The sequence below is a fragment of the Methylobacter luteus IMV-B-3098 genome, from assembly GCF_000427625.1.
In the GTDB taxonomy this organism is placed as follows: Bacteria; Pseudomonadota; Gammaproteobacteria; order Methylococcales; family Methylomonadaceae; genus Methylobacter; species Methylobacter luteus.
In genome coordinates this window covers 2,200,525-2,220,844 of sequence record NZ_KE386569.1, presented here as the reverse complement: position 1 = coordinate 2,220,844, position 20,320 = coordinate 2,200,525, and the positions used below count along the sequence as shown (strand labels likewise).

Below are 20,320 nucleotides of genomic sequence, written 5' to 3'. Positions count from 1 at the left end.
GTCAGTCAATTCACAATCTAGAGCATACAAGGAACAATAAATCATGAACGCAGTGGTATCAGAAAATCAAGTATCCATCACCGAAGCCGCGCCAGGGAAAATCGGTGCCGAGGTGCATGGCTGGGATGTTACGACCTTCACCCCGGGTTGTCCCGAAGCGGAAATGCTCCGGCAATTACTCTACCGGAATAAACTGGTTGTCATGCGCGGTCAGCGTCTTGACATGAACGAACAGGAACAAGTCAACTTCACCAGGGCGGTAGGCCGGCCTCAGGTTTATTTTCAACCGAATTATCACCACCCTGATTACCCCGAAATTTTCGTTTCCAACAACCTCAACGAAGACGGCAAAAAATTCGGTGTTTCCGGTACAGGCCGCTACTGGCATACGGATTGCTCTTTCGAGAAACATCCTCTGTCCTTTACCTCGGTACGCCCTATCTTCTTCCCCAAATCGGCCAGGGAAACCTCGTACATCGACATGGCCCGCGTCTACCGCGAACTCCCCAATGATCTGAGACGTTATGTGGATGGCAGGATGGCCATGCAGGAAGCCTGGCCGCGCTATAAAGTGCAACCGTGTGACATCGACCGTTCGATTGAGGAACTCATCGAGAACTTCAAAGCAGAATGTCCGCCACAGGCCCATCCTGCCGTCATTGAACATCCGGTGACCGGCGAGAAAATCCTTTATATCAGCAGCGGTTTCACCAGCGGACTGGTCGGCCTGTCCTATGAGGAAAATCAGCGGGTGATGAAGGCTCTGTTCGAATTCGTCGAGCAGCCGAAATTCATCCACACGCATTTCTGGGAGGAAGGCGACATGATTATCTGGGAAAACCGTACATTGATCCATAAAGGCTCCAAGGCCAAGCCGGGCGAATTCAGCAGAATGTACCGCATCGGCATCTACGACGATTTGCCGTTTTATGTGGGGATTGAATAATGAGTATGCTAAGGATGGTCGACCCGCTGGAAAACGTCATCGTTTCGGATATTGACGATGGTTTCATGAACAAGGTGCTGGAGCCTTACTTCAACCACAGCCGTTACCTGAAACACGCCTGGTTTCTGCAATCGGAAGGCAATGATTCGCAAGACCTGGTCATGAATGGAGAATTCTCGATACCCGAGTCCTGCTATATCGACAATACCGGGCATTTCAACGCCGTTGAGTTCAATATCTGCTTCAACCAGATTTGTTACGTGCATATGGCGCATTGCATTAAACACGCCCTGATACCGGAATTATCGGAAGATTACGACATGGAGACGTTTTTCGAGAAACAGCTTCCTAACGTCTTGATTGCCAAACTCAGCTCAAGCTACCAGAGCCAACTGAACGCCAAGCAGTTTTACGGCACTTATGGCATCAATAGCATTAAGAAGACGTCCACCTGTACGTTCATCAAAACCTACTGCCGTTTTCACGATGACGCCAACGGCAGAAGTAAGGGAGAAGTGACACTCGCAGTACTGGCGCCATAAAGACCGAAGCCTCGCCCGTTTTCCATGAAACCTGAAATGGGGCCATCCCCTCCCGATTTCAGGCGCGGAAAATGGGCGACGGTTGCTGCACGTTCCTTCAAGGCCTTAGGATTCGGTTAAAAATAACTTTCCGATTTGTCGATGAAATCATGTAGGGGCGAATTCATTTATGCCCTTCGGGTATTCGCCCTGGGCGACTAAAGTCGCCCCTACATCTGTTGCTCATCAAAATTCAGGGAAGTTATTTCTCACCTTATCCTTGGTTTTTCATTTCAATAAGCCATCAACCGTTATGTATCCCAGCTCGATTATCACCACGTTACAACAAGCCCAGCCGATCCAAAGAAAGCCGATATTGAACGCCTATATTCGCGAGTTACTGGCGAATTTTATCGGAATGGACAGTCCGGAAGACATAACGCCCGATCAAAACTTTATCGAACTGGGCACCGATTCCCTGCAAGCCGTGGAATTCAAAGCCAGACTGGAATCGAATCTGTCCTGTTCACTTCGCACGACTTTGCTGTTCGATCATCCTCGGATGGATTTGCTGGTTGACTATTTAATCGACGATATCCTGCCGTTAAACACGGCACCGTCCGAACAAACCGAGGCCGTCGCCGCAATCACGCCGCCGCCCATCAGCAGCGATCCGCTGTCCTCGGCCCGGACGCAACCGATCGCCATTATCGGCCTAGCCGGACTGTTTCCCGGCGCCGATGACGCGGAATCGCTCTGGGAGAAAGCCTTGGCCGGCGAATGTCTGCAGCTGGATCCATGCGCGCCGGCAGTCGCGTTCGGATACGGTAGTATCGGCGAAAGCGCCCCGTCCCAAGACACCGACATCGCCGATCGCCAGCTGCAACTTCTGAGCTTTCTTCTTGCGCAGGTACAGAACGATTACCAAATTACCGGGCGGATGCTCTCTACGGATACGACCGGCGTTTTCATAGCCGCTCAATCGTTCGTTGATCGCCTGGGTTGCCGCGATGATGGCAGTCAGCCGTATCGGGTTCCCATCGCCAACCAGATATCCTTTCAATTCGACCTGAAAGGCCCCAGCGAGGTGATCAATACGTTTTGCACCAGTGTCCACGTCGCGCTGCACCGTGCCGTGCAAAGCATCCGCTCCGGCGAATGCGGACAAGCCATCGTCGGCGCCGTCAACCTCATAGACGCCGACGAATTCGCGTCCATGGCAATGCATGGTCTTTACGACCAGCTGCTGAGCAGCCGTAACCGGACGCGCAGCTTCTGCGAGGAAGCCGACGGATTCGTCCGCAGCGAAGGCGCGGGCGTCGTCATCATCAAGCCGCTGGCGCAGGCCCTGGCGGACGGCAACCGGATTCTGGCGCTCATCAAGAGCAGCGCAGTGCATCACGGCGGCCGCGGCTATTCGCTGGAAGCCCCCAACGTGCAAGGGCTGAAACACGCCATAACGACCAGCATCGCCCAGGCCGGCGTCAGCACGGATACCATAGATTATGTGGAAGCCCACGGCATCGGCAATACGCTGGCCGACGCCCTGGAATTGACCGCCATCAGCGACGCTTACCGGCTGTTGAGCGCGAATCCCGACAAAACCTGGTTCGTCGGCAGCATCAAGCCCAGCATCGGCCATCCGGAAGTCGCATCGGGCATGGCCTCGCTGATCAAGGCCGTCAAAGCCCTGGAGCACCAGGCCATACCGGGCATAGCCGGCCTCGGTGAAATCAATCGCGAATTGCCGAGCGACCATGCCCTGATTCTGCAAGACAGCGCCACGCACTGGCAAAACGACGCCGGCCCGCGCCGGGTAGCGCTCAACAGTTACGCGATCGGCGGGGTCAACGCGCACATCGTGCTGGAGGAGTATTGCGAACAAGCGGCGGTTGATTCAGGCGCAACTCTCACTCAACCGTTTGGCGATGCGATAAGCGCTCAGCCAGCGCAAGCCGCCGGCTTGACCGGGGATGTCGAGGCAGCGTTAGCGAGTGTGGTCGCCGAGGTGTTCGGCAGAGACCTGCCGGAAATCGACCGTTCGCTATCGCCCGTGCATTACGGCTTCGATTCGATCCAGGTGGTGCAATTCATCAAACGCCTGAACGAACGGCTGGGCTTAAACATCAAGGTCGCCCAGGCGATGGGCGCCAAAAACTTCGGCGAATTTTTCGACATGCTGGCGCGGCAAACGCGCAACACGGACAACGTTGCGCCTGAAACGCCGCGAACGGCGGCGAGCGTACTGGCGGCGCCGCAGCCCTTGTCGGAAACCCAGAAAGGCCTGTGGTATATCCAGGAAACCTTTCCCGAGTCCACCGATTTTAACGTCCCGCTGATTTTCCGGCTCAAAGCCCCGGCTGACCCCGCCTGCCTGCGACTGGCCCTGCTTGCGGTGCTGGAAGAGCGCCCGCTGCTGCGCTGCCGCTATCAATCATCGGGAGAAGACGTCGTTCAAATGGCAGGCAGCGCCGCCGACAACCTTGTGATCGAGCACCTGGCCCTGCCCGAAAACCAGCAGACGGCGCCGTTTTTGCGCCAGTTGCTGCGGCAGCCGTTCAATCTGGAAACCGACCCGCCGCTGCGGCTCTATACCGTGGAGTGCCCGGCAGACCAGCGCTACTATGTGTTCTTCGCCATACACCACATCGTCATCGACGGCTTTTCCGGCATGTTGTTCGCCAACGAGTTCTGGGACAAATACCACGTCCTGGCCGCCGGCGGCAAGCCTGCCGCGCAAGCGCCCGACACGGCCTTTTTCCACTTCATCGCCTGGGAACGCGCTTATCTGAACTGCGCTCGGGCCCAAGACGACCTGGCCTGGTGGAAAAACCGGCTGGCCGGTGTACCGGCGACCATCGCCCTGCCTTACGATACCCTGCCGCAGCCCGGTCTGCCCGATTTAGGAATGGGCTGCGAAACGCTGACGCTGAACAGCGCCATGCTGGGCGCGCTGAAATATCTCGGGTCCATGCTGAACCAGAACCTGTCGGCGCTGTTGCTGGGCGTATTCAATATCCTGATTCACCGGCTGAGCGCGGAAGACGATATCGCACTGAATATGCCGGTGGCCGGCAGGCCGATGCAGCGCCATGAAAATACGATCGGCTGCTATATCAACCTGATGATCGTCAGAACCCGGATCCGCCCGGACGATACCTTTCTGCAACTGGTGAAACAGATAGGCGCGAACCTCGCCGAGGGACTGGATCACGCCCATTATCCTTTCGCCAGGATAATGCCCGAACTGGGACTCACGCTGCTCAACCCGAGCGAAGTGCCGTTTTCGGTGTCTTTTACCTACCAGAATATCTTCGACGGCATCCTCGGAACCCATGAACGGCTGGGCGGCGTCGAGCTGTGCTACGACGTGTATCAGGAAACGATGGACAGCTATATGCTGGAAGTCTACGATTTTCGCGATACCGTGGAACTGCATCTGAAATACCAGCGCAACCTGTTCGAGGCCGACACGATCCGCCGTCATCTGGGCTATCTGGAAACGCTGATAGCGGCTATCGCCGAAGATCCCGGCCGGCGCATCGACGAATACGACTGCCTGCCGGAACAAGAGCTGAACCTGTTGCTGGATGGCTTCAACGATACCGCCAGCGAGTTTCCGAGCCAGCACTGCGTTCACGAACTGTTCGAAGCTCAGGCGGCCCGGACGCAGGACAACACGGCTCTGATTTTCGCCGGCCGGCAAATCGCCTATGGCGCCCTGTTGGAGCGCAGCCGTCGTCTGGCGATCTACCTGCAAGCCCAGGGGATCGGGCCGGATCGGCTGGTCGCGGTGTGCATGCATAGATCGGCGGACATGATCGTTGCGGTGCTGGGTGTGCTGCGTGCCGGCGCGGCTTACCTGCCCATCGATCCGCATAACGGCGAGGACAGAATCCGCTATATGCTGACCGATGGCTGTGTGAGCCTTTTGCTGACCCAGTCCCATCTGCAGCCGCATCTGTCCGGCATATTAGCAGACTGCGGCTGCCGGGCCCTGGCTGTCGATGACCCTGCCTGGACCGATCAGATACCCCGTAACATCGAACTGCGCCGCGAGGTCGGTCCACAGGACCCGGCCTATGTGATCTACACGTCCGGCAGCACCGGCAACCCGAAAGGCGTGGTGATCGCCCACCGGTCTCTGGTGAATCTTTGCCATGCGATGACCGTAAAATACGGCATTACCGACCAGGACAGAATCCTGCAGTTCGCCTCGCTGAGCTTCGATATGTCGGTGGAGGAAATCTTTCCGTATTTATTGGCCGGCGCCGGCATCGTGATCCGTCAGGACGCCGATATCGAAGTGGACAATTTCTATCGGGTCGTCGTCGACAACGGCGTCACGATACTCAATCTCCCGCCGCAGTTCTACGGCGTGATAGCCGCGCTGGAGCCGGAGCGGCAACAGCAGCTATTCAGCCAGCTGCGCCTGATCTCCTTCGGCGGCGAGGCGCTGCCAGAGGCGACGCTGCAAGCCGTGCAGGACCGCGGCGTCAGGCTATTCAATGCCTACGGCCCAACCGAATACACCGTCAATGCCGCGATCGCCGAGCTTGGCGCCGGTCAGCGCCTGACCATAGGCAAACCCATCGCCAACACCCGCCTGTATGTGCTGGGCAAACACCTTGATCTATTGCCGATAGGCGTAGCAGGCGAATTGCATATCGCCGGCGAGGGGCTGGCGCTGGGTTATCTGAACAATCCGGAGCTGACCGCCGAGAAGTTTATCGACAACCCTTACGCGCCCGGCAAGCTGTACAAAACCGGCGATCTGGCGCGCTGGCTGCCGGACGGCACGCTGGCCTATGTGGGCAGAACCGATCACCAGGTCAAAATTCGCGGCTTCCGGGTCGAACTGGGCGAGATCGAAAATGCGCTGACCGAGTTGCCGGGCGTGAAAAGCGCCGCAGCGGTCATCGCAAGACCCCGTTCCGGCGACGGCCGCCTGGTGGTCTATTACACGGCCGACGCGGCGGCCATCGGTGCAGACGGACTGCGCGAGCAATTGCGCCGCCGCCTGCCCGATTATATGCTGCCGGCCGGATTCTTCCGTCTGGAAGCCTTGCCGCTGACCAGCAACGGCAAGATCGACCGCAAGCAGCTGGAGCAGACACCGGTTGAATTCGACGCCGGCGAGCACTATGCCGCGCCGCAAACCCCGGTCGAACGAGAACTGGCCCGCATCTGGGAGGACGTGCTCGGTCTTGCGCGCGTCGGACTCAACGATAACTTCTTCGAGCTTGGCGGCCACTCCCTGCTGTCGATACAGTTGGCCAACAAAATCAATCAGCAACTGCCGTCCTCGCAAATCGGCGTTGCCGACATCATCCAATGTCCGACCGTGCGCGAACTGGCCGACCGCATCGGCGACGCCGGCGAAAAACCGGCCGGCTCGCCCTGTGTCGCCAGACTGCGCGACGGCATTCCGACCTTCATCATTCCGGGCATGCCGGGGCTGAGCGACGGCTATCATCAACTGGCGGCCCAAATCGGCGATAGCGGCCCGGTGTACGGCCTGCAAATGAAAGGTTACGCCGGCAGCGCGCCGGCCGGCTCGATGGAGGAAATGGCCGCCCACAACATCGCGCTGATCCGGGACATTAAGCCGCGCGGCGCGATCAGGCTCTATGCCCACAGCTACGGCGGAACCGTGGTTTACGAGATGCTCAGGCAGTTGCAGGACACCGGGATTCAGGTCGAAAGCGTGGTGTTGATAGACAGCGGCATTGCCAGCTGGCCGAAGCAAATGGACAAACTCTCGGTCATCGGTTTCTGCCGGATGATTCTCGAAAATGCCGGCATCGATCCGTCCGGCCAGGAGGCATCCATTACAGCCATCCTGGAGAACCAGCCTTATCCGGCCTGGAAAACCGGATTGGCGAGACTGCTGCACACGGCGATGGGCATTGCCCCCGACTATTTTCTGGATTTGTGGCATGTGGTCGAGACGTCGCTGGCCGTCGATTACCGCTATCCGCACGGCAAATTGCCGTACCGGCCAACGCTGATCATCGCCGAGGAGAGCGGGAGCTGGCTGAGACCGGGCTGCTGGGACGATTACTACGACGACGTCAGGGTCGTCCATGCCGGCGGCGGCCATTTCTCCGTCGTCGCCGAACCTTATTGCTCGCAATGGCTGAAAGAACTGAAGCTCGGGCACTGCTCCAGCCCGGAACTTCCGGAAGGGCACTACTATGGCGCTTAAGGCCGGCTATTTAATGCTGCTGTGCAGTCTGGCCGGATGCACCATGGGACCCGATTACCGTGAACCCTCTTTCGCCCTCCAGGATCGCTGGCAGGCTGAAAAGGACGCCGGCGCGGGCCTGAAACCCATAACCCCGGAGAAACTGAGGAGCTGGTGGAAGAGTTTCGGCGATCCCCAGCTGGATCGGCTGATGGAACTGGCGCTGGCCGACAATCTGGACCTCAAGATAGCACTGACGCGCATCGATCAAGCCCGCGCCGATCGCCGTTCGGTCCGGGCCGAGCTTTTCCCGCAGATTGACATCAGTGCGGGCGGCCAGCGGCATCAGAACCTTTCCCCCATTTATGCGAAAGGTGTCCGTTTCAATCTGTTCGAGCTGGGCTTCGACGCCATATGGGAACTCGACCTGTTCGGCCGCCTGCAGCGCCGACTGGAGTCGGCCAGCGCCGATCTGGAGGCGGCGAAGGAGGAACACGCCCAGGCGCTGGTGACGCTCACGGCCGAACTGGCCCGCTCTTACGTGGAATACCGCAACCTGCAGAACCAGCTGCGGATCACGCGCTCGAACCTGGAAGCGCAGCGGCACACCCTGAAGCTGACTGATAGACTGTTCAGTGAAGGCGTCGGCACGCGGCATGACGTAGTGAGGGCGAGGGCTCAGGCCGAGACCACGAGCGCCCAGATTCCCGCACTGGAAGCCGAGGTGATTGCCACGCTCAGGCAGCTGGAAGTGCTGGTCGGCCGGCAACCCGGCGCACTGGACGGCGGACTGAATGCATCAGCCGCACTGCCGGTGGCGCCGGCGCAGCAACTGCTGACTTCGCCAGCCGAAACCATTCGTTGGCGACCCGACATTCACGTCGCCGAGCGTCGGCTCGCGGCCGCGACCGCCATGCAAGGCGCGGCCATTGCAGAACTGTTTCCGAAAGTCTCGCTGTCGGCCTTTCTGGGGCTGCGCAACACCGACATCGAAAGCCTGTTCAAGTCGGCGGCCTTCTCCTACAGCACCGCAGCCAACCTGCTGCAGCCGCTGCTCAATTTCGGCCGCATCCAGGCCGGCATCGATCTGACCGAGGCGCAGCAAAAGGAAGCCTATCTGGCCTATGAAAAGGCGGTGCTCGAAGCGCTTCGCGAGACCGAAACCAGTCTGACCCGCTACCTGAAGGAAGAGGTGCGCCGGCAAACCCTGGCCCGCGCCGTGGCGGACCAGCGCGAATCCGTCCGGCTGTCCCAGTTGCGGTATCAGGAAGGGGTCATTACCTTTCTGGACGTGCTGGACGCCCAGCGCGCCCTGTACGCCGCCGAAATCGAGCTGGCCCGCTCCGAAGCGGACACTTCCACGAATCTGATCGCCTTTTACAAGGCGCTGGGGGGCGGTGCGAACGCCATGTCGCCGGAAATCGCACAGGAGGCATCGTAACCGAAGTCACGCAGACCTCACCTGTAGGGTCGAATTCATTCGACCCGAAACTCCCGCCAGGCTTTTCCGAAGGCGATATGGCCCCTTCAAGCGGGCCGGGGTTTGCAACCCCGGCCTAACGTTTCCATGATGTCTGGGATAAGTGGCTGCTCTTGACTAGCGTCAAACGTTTCGGATGGGGCAGCAGGCCCCGTCCGGCTTCATGGGACTGCACCTGACAGCCGTAGGGTACGCAGTGCGTACCTTTCGGGGCTTGAATTAAGAGAATTTTTCCCTCGAGCCTTCGATTGCTGTTCCAGACGCCATTCTGCCTTCCCCGTAGTGGTTTATAATGCACAGGAAAAATTAATAGACAGGCTACAGGATGGATAAAAAACAGAGTAACTCCGAATCAAGCCGGCCGGCGGCCTCGGTCCAAGAAATAGGTCTGGTCTTGCAGCCGGGCGGCAGCAAAAAACTGGCTGAGATACGCCGCAAGGCACAAGCGAACCCGCCGCCGCCCGTTGAAGCGACTGACGCCGATCATGAAATACCAGCGGACTTAAAAGCCGAGGCGGCAACGGAGCTGAAGATCGCCCGCAAGCTCATCGACGAGAAAATAGCCGCCATCATGCGTGGTTTTCCTGCCGGCAAGCAGAACAAATTGTTCAGTTTTAGGTACGGCTCTGTTGACGCTATAAAACGCATGGATCTGAATGCCGCGTTTAAACGGTTAGGCATAGCGCACAATCAGGTTAACATGAGGCTGATTGCCGGGCTGGATTATTATGGCGATGCTGCGGGAACAGAGGAAACCAGGTCAAACCCTCCGACCGCTGAGTAGATTCATACGACAGCACTGGTTGGCTTGGCGGTTATCACTCATCACAAGGCTTGTTCTTGCCAAGGTCGGGGCCGTTCAGAAATAAAACGCGATCATCGTCGCGCTCGGATGCGTCAGGGGATTGAATGATGGTATCAATTCCAGCTTCATCAGATCCGAGGCCGTTGCCGGGGCCTGCGGAGACCAATCTGGCATTTTCCGGATGATAATCAGCGGTATTAGGTCCCTCGTCATCATCGTCATAATAGGGTATTTGCAACACAATCGGCCGGTGCCAGCCATCAAAAATATGTTCGCCGGTATCGGTCGTTATATCGACATGCACATAAGCATCGGTTGCAGGAGCGGCAGGATTAAAAACCGTTCCGAAACTATCATGCAGGAGAGTACCGCTAACGGGACCGCCGGTTGACAGGTACGGTCCGCGCCAGCCCACGCCGGTTTTGGGGTTGTAGTCCGGCCATGAGCCTTTCTCGAACAGATATTTCAGATTGTAGGCAGTGTCAGTGCTTGCCTGACTGGCCTTAGGGTAAGTGCCCAGTGTATCGGCATAATAGCCAGGCCCCGCCTTGCCGCCCATGATCGCCTGCTTGACGGCCTGCAGGGTCGCATCGGTCGCCTTACACATGGCTGCGCCGCCCGTGCCGCCAACATAAGGTACAACAAGGCCGGCCAGTGCGATCAGCACCAGCAGCACTACCGTTATTTCCAACAGCGTCATGCCTGATTGCAGTGTTTTATGGAACCGTTTCATCATATTGCTCTTCATGTTGTAGTTATGTTTCGGGTCGAATTAATTCGACCCTACAGAATTGGCCGGAGGCACGGATAATCCACGTAGATGCGAATTCACTTGTGCCCTATGGGTATTCGCACTAAATGTCAATGTCAATGCGAAGGTGCCGCCTCGGGTCGAATACCCTACAACCATACCGCATCCTATAAGGCATAGTCGCCAATGTGTTCGGCCAAACCCGCGCGCAACGGATTGGCCACGATATAGCGCGCGATTTCTTTAATATCCTCATTGCCGCGCGGGGCATGATCGTAATAAGCCCTTTGCCAGAGCGATCCGCGTCGCTGCAGGAAATCATTGACGCGCCGCGCCGACGATGCCTTGAAGATTTTGACCGCTGCCGATAATTCAGTATGGTCTCCCAAGGCTACCAGCCAATGCAGATGATCCGGCATCAATACCCAGGCCAATGTGGTCAGACGGCCTTCAATTTCGCTTCGGCGCATTTCATCGACTACCAAACGGCCCGTGTACAAACACCGGAATAATGGTTCCCGGTTGGCCGTTACCGTGGTGATGAAATAAATCTGGCCCGGGATGCTGACCCGGCCTTTACGCAAATCGTCATATGCCATCGCTTTACTCCTTGTTTACACCGGTTGGGTTTCGGGTCGAATGAATTCGACCCTACGGGACACATGCCTTACGGCATGCGCGCTCCATACCATGTAGGTGCGAATTCATTCGCACTAAAATATAAAATTAAAGACCAATTTTGACATTTTACCAATTGATGACCGGCAAACCGGCGCGCGGGTGGAAATCCACCTGAATTGGATTTTGGCGGTCGGCGGGGTAATGTGTATCGGTGCAGATTATTCCATTGTGTCTATATATACCTATAGCGTTGGTTCCAATCGGTATATCTGTAACTAAGCTATTGCTGCTTGAGTCTCTAAAATTTGTAAACCTGATTGTTTGAAAACTGCCATCTGCAATAATTGATTTGGAATCATAATTCACAGTTGTTGCGTCATTGGTTATATCTTCATCACTAATCAGTACTCCGATAGAAGAATCTGATTTTCTATAGAAAATTTTCATACAAATTCGTAAATCGGATGAGGTATTAATAGAAAAAATATTGTTCCCATACCATATTTGATCAGCGCTTAAACATTCGTTTTCAGTTGTTATTGTTCCGTCATCGGTGCAACTGCGCCAAGTACCAGTACACAATGCTTTGTTAGATTTGGATTGGTCGGAACAACCAAAACCTTCGCCATACCAGATTTTACCTGCTGATTCACAAGTTGATCTGGTTATATAGCTTGCTTCGGAACAAAAAGACCATGTTCCTGATACTGATAGATCCTCGCAACTAGATTTATTGTAATAGCCTGCTTTGTTACAACCTCCATACCATGCTTCAGGTTCTGGACAAGTTTCTTTAGTTATTTTTGTTGGATCTGAACAAACCGAAACAGGTGGTAATTTTTCAGTTGATTTTATGAAATTGACATTAACTCCTCCGGAAATATTGACTAGCCAATCCTGTTGGCGCGCAACAGGATTGGGGTAAAAGACTGTACCATTCGAGTGATTATTAGAAGGGTAATCATTTTCATAGTCTTCAGTTGTTGGAATAGAGTTGTCCTTTTGATGATTTTTACCAAAGCTTTGAACAATCAGATTGCCACTGTCTAATGCGTTGCTTGTAAGACTGAACAAATCAAAGAACCACCAGCCATAATTTTGATCAGTCTTCGCCGCCGCTTCATTTCCCCAGCCGTCAACAAAAGCATCATCATCCAATGCGCTGCCGGAAATATTCAGATAAGGTCCGCGCCATCCGTACCAAAGGCCGCTAGCAGAATCAAATGCCCAATCTGGCTGGGGTTTCCATATTTTGCCAGCCGCTTCACAAGTTGCTTGAGTTGAATACGTTCGATCAGAACAAAAGTTTTGCTCCAACAACTCATGCAAATCTACCGGCAACCGCCCCATATCCGCCACAAACCCGCTCACCGCCTGCTGGCCGTTGATGATCTGCCGGGGGTTGCCGAGGATGGCTTCCCTGATGCGCTCCAGGCGCTCCCGGGTCTGCTCGTAGCGGACCTGAAAACTCAAGCTATTGGTTTCGCGTATAGCGACGCCGGCCAGCAGCGTCATGATCAGCAGCACGACCGTCATTTCAATCAGTGTGAAGCCGTGGGCCAGGGTGGGGGATGCTTTGTTCATAAGCCGTTGAGTATCCGGTTGTCGGTTGCTGTCATGAAATATCCGCGCCAGGCGGTCTGCCCGCTTTACGATGTTAAAACCTGTAGTCCATGCCCAGATTGAAGCCGTAGGAGTCCCAGTTCACGCCGTTGAACCGGGTTTCGCCGACATAACCATCGGAAAAATAGGTCGTGTCGATGCCCCCGTTGTTGGCTTTCCATTTCTGATAGTCGGCCGACAGGCTTATCCCCCAGGCCGGGTTGATGCGGTAGCGGCCGCCTGCCGAGGCGACAATGCCTTCGCCTTCCGCCTCGTGCGCAAAACTTTTGGGATGCTGGAAATCGTCGCGCAGGTTCCAGTTGCCGGTGCCTTCGTAATCCACCCAGTGATACTCGACCGATCCCTGCAGGGAGAGGCGGTCGGTCAGGAACAGTTGTGTTTCCAGCCCGCCCCAGGGCCCGAAGAAGGTCGCCTCGTAAGTGCTGTCCAACCCGCCGAAATGGCCCAGTGCCGGTATGGTCTGAAAGCCGTTGGTCGTATTGAACTGCTGGGTGTGAAAGGCGTAGCCGATTTTGGGCGTCAGGCGCAGGCGGGGTGCAGAGCGCTTGCCGGCGATGTCGAAGTGATAGCCGAGCGCGCCTGAGACTTCGATCGTTGCGCCGTCGTCGTTCACGTTGTTGGAGCGCGAGAATTCGCCCTGGCGATTGTCCAGCAGGTAATCGGAATCCTGATTGCGGCCCTCGACAATCTCGCCGTAAGCGAACTTGCCTTCCGCATGCCAGTGACCGGCATAGGTGATATCGATGCCGGTTTCAACCATGGCGCTTTCCACGTCCTGCCATTGCAGTTCGGACAGGACATCGGGCGAGCCTGTCGGCGCGGCGATGGTCCAGTCCAGATCGTCCTGCCGGTAGCCGCCTTGAAGGTAATAGTCCATCTGGAATTCCGGTGCAGGCTCCGGTTCCTGATCGTTTTCGACGACGGCCGGGCGGTCGGTGGCCAGGCCGATGGTCTGGCCGCGCTCGGTCGTTGCAGGCCCGCCGGAGGGCGGTTCGGTAAAGATGACCATGTGCATCGGCCCGTTGCGGCCGCCGTCGTTTTCGCGCCTGTCGGTCAGCGGCGGCTCGTAGGCAGGGGCTTCAAACACATGCATTTTCATGTCCGGCGCGGCGTTTGATGCGATGCCCATTGCCTGCGCCGCCAAAGGACAGCAGACGAGTAATGGAGCCATCCCTGTCAAGTTGCATTTCTTAACCATGATTTCCCTTGAGTTGCCGGTGCATCTAGTGAGCCGCACGGGTCACAATTTCCTCGAACGGCTGGGAGGAAATCAGGTAAAGATAGGTCGTCGCATGGCTCTGGTCACTTTGTCCGGCCAGCGTTTCGTTTTCGATCGTGGAAGCCAGCCAGCGGCCTTTCAGGTGGCGGTAATCGACCGTCACCCGATCATTCGAGACATTGTGCAGTTCCACGGCCGTGACATAAATCCCTCCCTGGCGCCAGCCGGCAATCGGCAGGGCCTTGATCCTGGAGTCGTAGGTCAGGTCGACCGGCACGAATTCGCTCAGTCTGACCGGCGTGATCCTGGGATCGATCCTGCGCTGCTCGGGCGGCAGCCGGATGGCTTCCGATGCATAGCGGGTCAGGTCCACATAAATCTGCTGGGCAGGCGAGGGTGCCGCCGCCGCTGCCGTTGCCGCCCTGCGGTTTGCCGGAAAGTCCCTGGAATCGCCGCGGCCACGGTATTTATCGAAGGTATCCTGTTTGCTGTATTCCTTGTACGGCTGATCCAGCACATAGCCTTTATGGCGCCTGTCCGGGTTGGAGTAGATGTCTAGTGTGCCGGCATCCAGCGCATTCGGATGAATGCTGTTTTCCTCAAGCACCTCGTGGCTGACGCCAGCCGCTTCGGTAGGCGTTTCCATGATATGCGGCTTGATGATGATGACCAGTTCCCGGCGCGTGCGCGACTGGCCGTCTTCCCGGAAAAAGAAGCCCAGCACCGGGATGTCGCCGAGTATGGGCACTTTTTTCTCGCTACTGCTGGCCGCTTCCTGGATCAGGCCGCCGACGGCGACCGCGGTCGAATCCCTGGCGACGATCGTGCCGCTGAACGTGCGCTCCTGCACCAGGTCGATATTGGCATCCTGAAGCTTATCGCCGATTTGCACCGGAATCGTGCCTTTGCCGGCCGACAGGGTGGATTGCTCGACCAGGATCTGGATGCCGACTGTCCTGTCCGAATTGATGTTGGGCGTCAGCAGCAGGGTAGTGCCAATGGCGCGCAAGTCGGTTTCAGGGACCAGAATCGGCTGTTGCACGACGGTTCCCGTGCCGAGCCCGACGCCGCCGGCCACTGTGGACGATGCTGAATAGCCGCTGATGATGGGCCTTTCCTCGCCGACAAATACGCGGCTGACTTCCTGATTGGTGGTCATCAGCATGGGCGTGGCCAGTTCCGTGACCCGGCCCTCCCGTTCCAGCAATTGCAGACGAGCCTCGAAATTATTGCTGACCACGGTAGCCAGCAGGGACGGATCGAAAGCCGCCGATGCGGCTCTCAAACCGGTATCGAAAATCTCCTGAGCCCCGATGCTGTTGACGGCATCCAGCGTGGACAAATTGGCGTCATTGGTTTTGAGCTTGAAATCGAACAGCGAGTTGTAGCCGTCCGATAAATCGATGGACAGGACTTTGACCTCCATCAGCAGCATCGAGCTTTCGGTGTCCAGTTTCTTGTACAGCTGGCGGATTTCATTCATCGCATCCTGGTCGCGGGTACGGACCAGCACCCGGTTCTGGTGCTTGATCACGCCGACATAAATCGGCGCCTGGTGGCGGATGGTCTGATCCAGCAGTCCGCTGCTCTGAGCCGCATCTCCAGTTATCAGACCCTGTACGCCGTCTTTGGATTCATTGGCGAATTTGCGCAAAATCTCGGTGCTGACCCGCAGCTGCTCGTCCATTTCAATCTGTCTGTTACTGTGTTCCTGCCCCTCGACAGAAACGCCTACCCGGTTACCTGAGAAACCGCCGCTGCCGGCATTGATACTGGTCGAGTTATTGCCGCTTCCAGTGCCGCCGCCACCGCCAGAGCCGCCTCGGGCCGAAGTCAGGGTCGAGCGGCCATCGATCATGTTAAAGCGCTGGAAGCGCTGGGACAGATCCGTCATGAGTTCCTTCTCGTTTTTTCCATAACTCAACGTGACGCGTTCCGAAAACAGGTTCTTTATGGTCTCGGCCAGATCCAGCGCATTCTTGGCGTTCTTCATCGTGAAGATTTCCGTTTCCTCCTTTTTGAATTCGACCTGTTCCAGGCGATATTCCTTGACCGTGTAAATGCGCACGATATTGGAGTTCCAGTCGCGCTGATACCAGAGGTTGTAGGTTTTGGCGATGGCTTCGATCACTTCCATGGACGTCACGCGGCGCAGGAACATGGTGACGTGTATATCGGCGGCTTCCCTGGAGGCGATGATATTCAGGTCGGATTGCTCCGACAGGATGCGCAGGGCGTCGCCTACGGTAATGTCGCGGAATTCGATCTGTTCAATAACCTGCCCGGGGCTGGCGTGCGCAACTGTCGGCAAAGCGGGCTGCAGCAACGATAAGGCCAGCACGGCGGCGGTAAAACGGGATTTTGAAAAAAACTTAGGCATAAATAATGAATTCTGGCGTTGCAGTCGTGAGGATTTCGGCATCAGGTCGCTCTCATGCTGCAAATCGTCATCAGCGTAAAATAATGGTCTCGTTGCTCGGGGTGATCCTTACCTGCACATGATCTTTTTGTATTTCCAAGACGTGGATTTCTATCAGTTGATTTTTCTCGATATAGGTAATCCTGTCGTTGACGCTCACCATCTCGGTCTTGCCGTTAATGCGCAGCATGGCGTGGTTCTTGCCCTTGTGCATGTTGCAGGCGCTGGCGGCCAGCGAGATGTCGGGCAGGTTGGGGGCGGCGGAAACGGTGGTTTCGCTGCCCGCTACAGCGGAACGGCTGGTAACGTGTTTTAACGCATCCCTGAAGTTTTCGTTCATACGGGTCGGGTCCTGCAGCTCATCCTTTAGTTTGTTTTTCTTGACCGGCTCGTGCTGATCGGCAGGCTCCTGCGACCGCCGCAACCGTTGCTCGATTTGACTGTTGATGGCAGTCGGGTCGGACAGGTCGTCTGCCGCCAGGCCTGGCGCAGCGTTGTCTTGCCCGACAGACAGGGAAGGGCAAAACAACAGCCATAGCGCCGCCCGTTTAAGCGATTGCATCTTCATGAAGGGCTTCCTCCCGCAGCGGAAAACATGGCCACTAAGAAAGCGGCATAAACAAAGCCGACGAGAGCGCCGACAAAAATGGTCATGAGCGGCGCGATCATGCCGGTCAGCGTGGCGATGGCCTGTTGCAGCAGTTCATCGTGGTATTCGGTCATTTCAAACAGGATATCGTCGAGCATGCCGGAATTTTCGCCGATGCGCGTCATTTGCAGTAACAGGGGCATATAGCCGGACCCGGTTTCCAACGGATCGGCCAGCGACGAGCCTTGCAGAACGCGGCTGCGCGCAAAGGCGATGCGGCTGGCCATGTATTTGTTGACATGCAGTTTTTCCATCGTCTCCAGGGCGTCGACCATGACCACGCCGCTGCGCAGCAACAGGCCCATGGCCCGTGAGAACAGCACCGTGCCGGACAGGCGCAGGACATAGCCGAAGATCGGCAGTTTCAGCGCCCATTTGTCTATCAGCCAGCGGCTGGACGGCAAGTTATAAAGGACAATAAAAACGACTATCGAGGCGATTGCGAGAACGGCAATGGTCAGGCCATTGGCCAGCACCCAGTCGGAGGTGTTAATCAGCGCCTGCGTCACCGGCGGCATTGGCTTGCCCATGATTTGCAGCAGTTTTTTAATCTCGGGAATGATGCTGGTCAGCATGAAGATCACCAGGCCGATCGCGAACAGCATGGTGAAGGCCGGATAGCGCAGGGCCGTGACGATCTGCTTTTTGAGTTTGCGGCTGGATTTGACTTCCTTGGCCGCCTCGTCCAGGACTGTGCTCAGATGGCCGGTCTGTTCGCCGACGTGGATCAACTGGATCGTGAATTCGCTGAAGGCTTTGTGTTCGGACAAGGCATCCTTGAAAGAGCTGCCCTGCTGGATGCGTTTCGCCAGCCTTTCCCAGGTGGCGCGCGCGCCGGGCCGGCAAAACTTTTGGGTCAGGCTCAAGGCATCGAGCAGGCTGATGCCGCTGCGCAACATGACCGCGATCTGATGAAATTCATGTTCGATGTCGGATGCATTGAACGCGCGGTAAGCAAACGGGTTCAGGCTGAAGGATTTGACGGCGCCGCCGTCTTTTTTAAGCTCTTCGATTTTAAGCGGCAGCAGGCCCTGCTCGCGCAATGCCAGAATCGCCGATTCGCGGGTCGCGCTTTCGATGGCGTCAGTGCGTTGCTGGCCGCTGCGGTCGCGGGCGAGATAGGTGAATACAGGCATTAGCGGACCGCCGGATTGTTAAACAGGCATAAGTTTTCAATCATTGGCTTTACCACGACGAGGCGATCTGGACGACTTCGTAGACCGACGTGACGCCGGCGATCAATTTGGATACCGCATCGTCCAGCAGGCTCTTGATGCCGGACGCGCGCATTTTTACCACCAGCTCGGCTTCGCCTTCGCCTTCGGCAACGGCGCGCGCCCAGTCTTCGCGCAATTCCAGCAATTCGTAAAGCCCGATACGGCCCGCATAGCCTTTGCCTCCGCAATAAATGCAGCCGGACGGGTCATGGATAATCCGGCCGGCCAGTTCCGGATGACTGATCGATACGGCTTCCAGCTCCGTCATTGGCCTGGGGATGCGGCAGTATTTGCACAAGCGCCTGAGCAGACGCTGGGCCACGGCAAGCCGCAGCGCGGCCGCGACCAGATACGGCTCGACGCCCATGTCGGTTAGACGCGTGACGGTCGCCGCGGCCGAGTTGGTATGCAGCGTGCCCAGCACCATGTGCCCTGTCAGCGCCGCTTTAATGGCGATATCGGCGGTTTCCTTGTCTCTGATCTCGCCGACCATGATCACATCGGGGTCATGACGCAGCACGCTGCGCAGGGCTTTGGCGAAACTCACCTTGTCGGCGGCATCCACCTCGACCTGCGCGACGCCGCCGATTTCGTATTCGATCGGGTCCTCAATGGTGATGATGTTGACGTGCCGCTCCTCCAGCAGCATGCGGATGGCTGCGTACAGCGTCGTGGTTTTGCCGCTGCCGGTCGGCCCGGTCATGATCATCATGCCCTGGATGCGGCGCAGAAAGCCTTCGATCCTGTTTCTGTGGTCCGGATCGAAACCCAGATGCTCCAGCGTCAGCGAGTCGGTCTGTACGGCCAGAAGACGCATCGTGACGCGTTCGCCGTATTTGGTCGGCAAGGTCGCCACGCGCACGTCGATGCGCCGTCCGCCGGACACGAACTGATGCGAGAAGCGGCCGTCCTGGGGTTGGCGTTTTTCGGCGATATCCAGATAGGCCATGACTTTCAGGCGGCTGACCAGTTCGGTGTAAATGTTGGCATTGATATGGCTGTACTGCTCCAGCTGGCCGTCGACGCGGAAGCGGATGGTCGCGCCGTTAAAACCCGGATCGATATGGATATCGGAAGCCTGGCGCATGTAGGCGGCGTAAAGCAGCTCGTCGCCGGTGCTGACGGCGTTGGAACTGACCTCGGTGCTCTTAGGCGATGCCTGAGCCTGATGGCGGTTATCGCCGTAGACCTGCTTGAGTTTTTTATCCAGCAAAGCCTCATCGCCGGCCCATAACTGGACGGGCATTTTTAGCAGCCGTTCCAGCAGGTTGGCCAGCGCCGGGTTTTCAATATCCTGGCAAACTACATGCATGGCGCCGTCCAGCTCGATAAAGGGCAGGGCTTTTTGCCGCAGCGCAATATTGGCGGGCAGCTTCAGCGCACAGGCCGGATCGATGCGCGCCAGGCCGATATCGAGCTGGTGTGTCCGGGGATCGAGGCCGACGTGATCGATGTATTCGACGGCCACTTGCAGTTCATCGCCTTCGGCCTGCACCCGGCACACCCTGGCCTTGCGTGTAAAACGCCGGTGTTGTGCCTCGATGCTGACCGTGATGGTCTGGTTATCATCGATCTGGCCGGCGTGGCCCGCAAAAATCAGACCGGCGCCGCTTTCGGATGCGTCCTTGACATCGGCATGACTGACCGTGGCGCCGTCTTCGACAAACACGGTCGCACGCCAGCCGCTGACAGGCTGGCGCTCTGTGCTTCCTTGCCCGGAAGCAGGCCGTTCAAGCTCTGAGGATTTTTGTCTCATGTTTTTATAGTTATTTTTTATCGCGTGGAGAGCGCTCTGGCATTCTCTACGTCTGCTTATTATTTAGTTGTACAGCCAGGGAGCCCGCCTGAAGCGCTTGTTTTAATACCCGCCATGAGCGAGTGA

At 56.9% G+C, this 20,320-nt stretch carries 13 protein-coding genes; 5 read left to right on the top strand and 8 right to left on the bottom strand.

Translation table 11 applies throughout. The features are described from left to right. Nucleotides 1-43 precede the first annotated feature (43 nt). From METLU_RS0112150 to METLU_RS0112130, 5 genes are all read left to right on the top strand, one after another. Nucleotides 44-946, top strand: coding sequence for a TauD/TfdA dioxygenase family protein (locus METLU_RS0112150; RefSeq protein ID WP_027158448.1), 903 nt, complete (start codon nucleotides 44-46; stop codon nucleotides 944-946). Further along, on the top strand, nucleotides 946-1,488 hold the full coding sequence (locus tag METLU_RS0112145) for an FcoT family thioesterase (RefSeq protein WP_231383595.1): 543 nt from the start codon (nucleotides 946-948) through the stop codon (nucleotides 1,486-1,488). The genes METLU_RS0112150 and METLU_RS0112145 overlap by 1 nt, the downstream gene beginning before the upstream one ends. A 355-nt stretch (nucleotides 1,489-1,843) precedes the next feature. Then, nucleotides 1,844-7,675, top strand: coding sequence for a non-ribosomal peptide synthetase (locus METLU_RS0112140; RefSeq protein WP_196806537.1), 5,832 nt, complete (start codon nucleotides 1,844-1,846; stop codon nucleotides 7,673-7,675). Then, nucleotides 7,665-9,095, top strand: coding sequence for an efflux transporter outer membrane subunit (locus tag METLU_RS0112135; RefSeq protein WP_027158445.1), 1,431 nt, complete (start codon nucleotides 7,665-7,667; stop codon nucleotides 9,093-9,095). The genes METLU_RS0112140 and METLU_RS0112135 overlap by 11 nt, the downstream gene beginning before the upstream one ends. A 364-nt stretch (nucleotides 9,096-9,459) precedes the next feature. Then, the gene (locus METLU_RS0112130; RefSeq protein WP_027158444.1) at nucleotides 9,460-9,918 is read left to right on the top strand and encodes a hypothetical protein; all 459 of its coding nucleotides are present in this window, start codon (nucleotides 9,460-9,462) and stop codon (nucleotides 9,916-9,918) included. A gap of 34 nt (nucleotides 9,919-9,952) precedes the next feature. On the opposite strand, the gene METLU_RS0112125 is transcribed toward METLU_RS0112130, so the two are convergent. The 8 genes from METLU_RS0112125 to METLU_RS0112090 all read right to left on the bottom strand — a co-directional run bounded on the left by METLU_RS0112125 (nucleotide 9,953) and on the right by METLU_RS0112090 (nucleotide 20,194). Then, nucleotides 9,953-10,675, bottom strand: a complete 723-nt coding sequence (locus METLU_RS0112125) for a type II secretion system protein (protein WP_027158443.1) — start codon at nucleotides 10,673-10,675, stop codon at nucleotides 9,953-9,955. A 182-nt stretch (nucleotides 10,676-10,857) separates the two neighbouring features. Then, a complete protein-coding gene (locus METLU_RS0112120; RefSeq protein WP_027158442.1) occupies nucleotides 10,858-11,289 on the bottom strand; it encodes an REP-associated tyrosine transposase in 432 nt (143 codons plus the stop codon). Nucleotides 11,290-11,437: 148 nt separating this feature from the next. Continuing rightward, nucleotides 11,438-12,895 carry a type II secretion system protein gene (locus tag METLU_RS0112115; protein WP_027158441.1) on the bottom strand — a complete coding sequence of 486 codons (1,458 nt, stop codon included), beginning with the start codon at nucleotides 12,893-12,895 and terminating at the stop codon, nucleotides 11,438-11,440. 73 nt (nucleotides 12,896-12,968) lie between these two features. Further along, complete coding sequence (locus METLU_RS25230) at nucleotides 12,969-14,063, bottom strand: hypothetical protein (RefSeq protein ID WP_051299893.1); 1,095 nt, start codon at nucleotides 14,061-14,063, stop codon at nucleotides 12,969-12,971. Between the two features lie 94 nt (nucleotides 14,064-14,157). Next, nucleotides 14,158-16,575: a DUF3438 family protein gene (locus METLU_RS0112105; RefSeq protein WP_231383594.1), complete on the bottom strand. Its 2,418-nt coding sequence runs from the start codon at nucleotides 16,573-16,575 to the stop codon at nucleotides 14,158-14,160. Between the two features lie 28 nt (nucleotides 16,576-16,603). Next, nucleotides 16,604-17,140 (bottom strand): hypothetical protein, encoded by a 537-nt coding sequence (locus METLU_RS0112100; RefSeq protein ID WP_027158439.1) that lies wholly within the window; start codon nucleotides 17,138-17,140, stop codon nucleotides 16,604-16,606. Further along, nucleotides 17,137-18,357 carry a type II secretion system F family protein gene (locus METLU_RS0112095; protein ID WP_027158438.1) on the bottom strand — a complete coding sequence of 407 codons (1,221 nt, stop codon included), beginning with the start codon at nucleotides 18,355-18,357 and terminating at the stop codon, nucleotides 17,137-17,139. Before METLU_RS0112095 ends, METLU_RS0112100 begins: the two co-directional genes overlap by 4 nt. Nucleotides 18,358-18,406: 49 nt before the next feature. Beyond that, nucleotides 18,407-20,194, bottom strand: coding sequence for an ATPase, T2SS/T4P/T4SS family (locus METLU_RS0112090; RefSeq protein WP_036243079.1), 1,788 nt, complete (start codon nucleotides 20,192-20,194; stop codon nucleotides 18,407-18,409). Between the last annotated feature and the right edge of the window lie 126 nt (nucleotides 20,195-20,320).

Excerpts from the sequence above, each read along its gene's own strand:
- METLU_RS0112150 (WP_027158448.1), top strand. The coding sequence starts at position 44 with ATGAACGCAGTGGTATCAGAAAATCAAGTATCCATCACCGAAGCCGCG.
- METLU_RS0112145 (WP_231383595.1), top strand. The coding sequence starts at position 946 with ATGAGTATGCTAAGGATGGTCGACCCGCTGGAAAACGTCATCGTTTCG.
- METLU_RS0112135 (WP_027158445.1), top strand. The coding sequence starts at position 7,665 with ATGGCGCTTAAGGCCGGCTATTTAATGCTGCTGTGCAGTCTGGCCGGA.
- METLU_RS0112130 (WP_027158444.1), top strand. The coding sequence starts at position 9,460 with ATGGATAAAAAACAGAGTAACTCCGAATCAAGCCGGCCGGCGGCCTCG.
- METLU_RS0112125 (WP_027158443.1), bottom strand. The coding sequence starts at position 10,675 with ATGATGAAACGGTTCCATAAAACACTGCAATCAGGCATGACGCTGTTG.
- METLU_RS0112120 (WP_027158442.1), bottom strand. The coding sequence starts at position 11,289 with ATGGCATATGACGATTTGCGTAAAGGCCGGGTCAGCATCCCGGGCCAG.
- METLU_RS0112115 (WP_027158441.1), bottom strand. The coding sequence starts at position 12,895 with ATGAACAAAGCATCCCCCACCCTGGCCCACGGCTTCACACTGATTGAA.
- METLU_RS25230 (WP_051299893.1), bottom strand. The coding sequence starts at position 14,063 with ATGGGCATCGCATCAAACGCCGCGCCGGACATGAAAATGCATGTGTTT.
- METLU_RS0112105 (WP_231383594.1), bottom strand. The coding sequence starts at position 16,575 with ATGCCGAAATCCTCACGACTGCAACGCCAGAATTCATTATTTATGCCT.
- METLU_RS0112100 (WP_027158439.1), bottom strand. The coding sequence starts at position 17,140 with ATGAAGATGCAATCGCTTAAACGGGCGGCGCTATGGCTGTTGTTTTGC.
- METLU_RS0112095 (WP_027158438.1), bottom strand. The coding sequence starts at position 18,357 with ATGCCTGTATTCACCTATCTCGCCCGCGACCGCAGCGGCCAGCAACGC.
- METLU_RS0112090 (WP_036243079.1), bottom strand. The coding sequence starts at position 20,194 with ATGAGACAAAAATCCTCAGAGCTTGAACGGCCTGCTTCCGGGCAAGGA.